The following is a 3,588-nucleotide window of genomic DNA, read 5'->3' as shown; positions in this document are numbered from 1 at the left end:
TTAAAGGATTTCTCTTTGCCGTACGACACAGAGAAATCCTAATGACCGATTTGGGTTCAACCATCTTTCGAAGGCGATGGACTGGATTAAGGAACAATTTAAATGAGCAAGACAATGACAAACAAGGAATTTAACAAGAGTAAAGAAGAAAAGCGTCAGATGTTCTTCGATATGCAGGAACATCCCGACCGCTATACCGACGAGCAAGTGAAACGTTTGCTTGCCGATGAGGACATGAAGGATTTCTTTCACGACATGGCAATGGTTAGGATGGCGATGAAGAAAGGAAACCCAAAGAAAGTGAATATAGATGAAGCATGGAAAGAGTTTGCCGATAGGCAAGGATTAAAGGCCAACAATGCTTCTGGTAAAACATCCAGCAATCGCTGGAAGATTGCAGCATCCATCATTGGTGTCATTTTTCTCTCAGGCATAACTTTAGCCGCAATCCATTCTGGCATTTTCCGTTCATCTTCTTCGGATGAGACTAGCCAAGCCAAGACGGAACAAGTATCTTCTACTTCTGATTTGAACAAGACGGATAGCATCAAGGTGAGTGCTACGGAGAAGGCTGATAGTCTCGACCTCAAACCTGTTGTCTTTGACAATGCCGAGTTGGGCAATGTCGTGTCGCAGCTTGCAGCCTTCTATCATGTCAAGGTGGAATTCGACAATGCAGAATCGCAGCATATCCGTATCTTCTTCAATTGGGACAAGACTAAGACATTGAAGCAGAATCTCGAAATATTGAATGCTTTTGAGCGCATACAGATAACGGAAATGGACGGAACTTTAAAAGTGGAGTAAGTTATGAAGAGGATTGTTTTTAACTTAATGTTGTTGCTGATAAGCATGGGTATGTCTGCCCAACGCATTACCCGACAATATGATAATGTGTCATTCTCTGCGGCATTGAAGGATTTGAATGCCCGACAGGATAAGTATGACATCAACTTTGTGTATGACGAGTTGGAGGATTTCAAGGTGACAAAGAACATCAAAAATGAAAGCGTTCCTGATGCCATCATGAACTTGATAGGCTTTTACCCTATCAAGATGAAACAAGTGGATAATGTTATTATCGTTGAATGTATCCAAAAGGCTTCTAACAGAATGATGGGGCGCATCGTGGATTGTCGTCATCAACCTGTCGATTTCGCCAATGTTTCACTCTTGAATGTCAATGACTCTTCGTTTATTACTGGTGGCGTGACCAATGAAAACGGACAATTTGTGATACCTTGCAATGCTCAAAAGGCTATTGTAAAAGTAACATGCGTAGGATATAACACTTATCGCAATATCTTTAGTACCGGCAAAATAGGAACAATAGCCTTAAGCGAAGCTACGCTTAATCTACAAAAAGTAGTTGTGAAAGGTCATCGTAAGATTTACAAGTCAGACGGAACAAAGCTTATAGTGGATGTTCAGAAATCTGTATTAAGCGATTTTGGAAGTGCCGATGATGTTGTTGCGCAATTACCAACAGTGTCAGGTAGCGATGGTAGCTATTCTGTCTTTGGACGAGGAAATGCCGAAGTGTATATCAACAATCGGAAGATGAGGGACAAAAGTGAGTTGAGCCGCTTGAATTCCAAGGATATTTCTACGATAGAGGTAATCAACAATCCTGGGGTAGAGTATGATGCAGACACCCACGCTGTCATTAAAATCAACTTAAAACATAAGATTGATGGAGGATTAGGCATCAGAACTTCAGTATTTGACAGCCAAGGCAGAAAAAACTCTGATTCGGAACAGTTGCAGCTCACTTACGATACCAAAAATATAAATGGATTTCTTTCTTTCACTAATTCAAGCAATAGATATAAAACAGACCAAACCAATAAGGAACAGACTTTGGCTAATCATTCTGTCTGGAATATGGAAAGTGATATGCCTAAATGGAATTCCAATTATTATAATCAAACCATTAACGGAGGTATCAGTGCAGAGTTGGCAAAGAATCATACCATAGGCGCAAGTTTGTCATACTCCAAGGAAACGGACAAGTGGGGAGGACATTCTGCCAGCCAAATGTTTCATGACAATCTTATGTTTGAAGATTTATCCTCTAACATCCATTCTCATGCGAACTATGATCAATGGATGGGAAACATCTTCTATGATGGAAAATTCTCCCAGAAATGGGAAATGACATTGAATGCTGATTATGTTGGCAGAAAAGCGGCAGACAGCCGTCTTAATCAAGAAGCAGGAAGCATGACGGATGCGCATGAGGTGAAAAATGAAAATGAGACTACTCACGACATTTATGCAGGAAATGTGAAAATCAATTATCAAGCCAACAAGAACTTGGCTTTTAACATAGGTGCTGATGCAAGCTATGTGGAAGAAGAAAAGGATTATCAGAGTCTTGAAAACGAGGAGTCAAGCGCAATGAGTCGTCTCCATGCAGAAGAGACAAAACTTGCCACATTTGCCAGTGGCAATGTATCCATTGCCAAGTTGTCTGCCCAATTGGGTTTGCGATTTGAGTCATTTCGCATGCTGTATCGTGATGCCATCTCCCAAAATAGCTTGGTAGATAAGACTTATCGTCATTTTTATCCTTCCTTCTCATTGTCCTTGCCTGTAAAGAACGTTGAAATGGGATTAAGCATGACAACCAAGGTAAAACGTCCAAGCTATTACGAACTTAGAAACAGTGAAGAGTATTTCAATCGTTATTCCATCGAAGCTGGTAATCCATGGTTGCTTCCACAATATACGACGGATATATCCTATTCGTTGCAATGGCATCAATTACGTTTCTCTGTCGATTATCAAAGGATAAAGGATTACATCATCTCAACGAATGTCATTCAGCAAGCAGACCCATTGGTGGCAATGTCAAAGCCTGAAAATTTTCCACATTATTCTGCAGTAAACGCAAGTTTGGCTTATCATACGAATGTGGGTGTTTGGGAACCATATCTCAACCTTAACATAATGCGAACTTATATGTCACTCTACAATACGGATGGAAGCAAAATCAAGAATGACAAGCCTTACCTATCAATGTCGTTCAACAGCTATTTCAATTTGCCTCACCATTGGATGCCTTATGTACTGCTAAGTTACAATTCTGATGGAAACATGAGGGAATATCGAGTTAGACAGGCATTATGGCTGAGCCTCGGAGTAACCAAGCATTTTGCTGACAATGCATGGTTGGTAAGGCTGAGTCTTAATAATCTCCTCGGCACAAAAGAACGAGAGACAAGATATGCCTCAGATTACATATTCGACAAAAGCAGTTTCAAGGATGGTCGCCGCATCAGCCTCTTGGTAAGATATACATTTAAAGACAAAAAGCGCTATAAGGGCGAAAGTGCTGCAAGTGAAGAAATGGATAGATTATAAATCTCTCTCAATATATGGTTCCGCAACAAAGCGGAAAATAAAATTTTGTGTGATGAAGTTTGCCAATATTTTTCTAATGGATAAACTTAATCCACAGAATTTCTTTTAGAGATTCTCTAGTTAAAAAATATATATTTCTTTGTGTGTCACATAAATTATTGTATTTTTGCAGACAGAAAGAGTTGTTTGACAAGCAAACGTATGCAATTTGCAGAATTTAGC

General features: G+C 39.9%; 2 protein-coding genes. Both read left to right on the top strand.

Translation table 11 applies throughout. The features are described from left to right. The first annotated feature begins 114 nt into the window (after window positions 1–114). Window positions 115–807: a DUF4974 domain-containing protein gene (locus tag KTQ90_RS12890; RefSeq protein WP_254360405.1), complete on the top strand. Its 693-nt coding sequence runs from the start codon at window positions 115–117 to the stop codon at window positions 805–807. Window positions 808–810: 3 nt separating this feature from the next. Further along, the gene (locus KTQ90_RS12885) at window positions 811–3,366 is read left to right on the top strand and encodes an outer membrane beta-barrel protein (RefSeq protein WP_217318762.1); all 2,556 of its coding nucleotides are present in this window, start codon (window positions 811–813) and stop codon (window positions 3,364–3,366) included. The last annotated feature ends 222 nt before the right edge of the window (window positions 3,367–3,588 follow it).

Origin of the sequence: Leyella stercorea (assembly GCF_019052365.1) — a bacterium.
In the GTDB taxonomy this organism is placed as follows: Bacteria; Bacteroidota; Bacteroidia; order Bacteroidales; family Bacteroidaceae; genus Prevotella.
This window is presented reverse-complemented; position numbering and strand designations above follow the sequence as displayed.